We start from the raw sequence: 508 nt of genomic DNA, 5'->3' as shown, positions 1-508 counted from the left end.
GCACGCGCATCGAGTAGAAGTCCGGCTCGACGATGGTGTTGGTGCTGGGCGCAAGCACACCGAATTTCTTGCGCCAGCCGAGGGCGTCGGTCATATTGTTTTACTCCAATTTCGTATTGCATATTCCGTATTTCGTGTTACGTACGCAATACGCGATACGTAATACGTAATACGTAATACGCAACAGACAGCGCACTTCGTATTTCACGTATTCCGTCACGGGTATGGCGCGCGCTTTGGTTCTGGGCGTTGGCAACATCCTGGAAAAGGACGAAGGCCTAGGTGTGCGGGCCGTAGAGTGGCTGCAGGCCAATGTCCGTTTCCCGGCCAACGGCCAGGAGGTGATGCTGCTGGACGGCGGTACGTCGGGCCTGGAGCTGCTGGGCTACCTCGAAGGCGTTGACCACCTGATTGTGCTGGACGCCATTGATGCCGACAAGGCCTCCGGCGAGCTGATCGCGCTGGAGGGTGACGCGGTGCCGGCCTTCCTCAGGTTCAAGGTCTCGCC

Annotated in this window: 1 protein-coding gene; it reads left to right on the top strand. The window is 58.3% G+C overall.

What is annotated here, in order from left to right; genetic code table 11:
- Positions 1-224: 224 nt before the first annotated feature.
- The coding region (locus NZ585_15205; GenBank protein ID MCS7081375.1) for a hydrogenase maturation protease at positions 225-508 on the top strand (284 nt) is incomplete at its 3' end.

The sequence above is a fragment of the Chloracidobacterium sp. genome, assembly GCA_025057975.1.
GTDB lineage: Bacteria > Acidobacteriota > Blastocatellia > Chloracidobacteriales > Chloracidobacteriaceae > Chloracidobacterium.
Note: the sequence above shows the minus strand (reverse complement) of the source record. Positions and strands in the feature narration are given on the sequence as shown.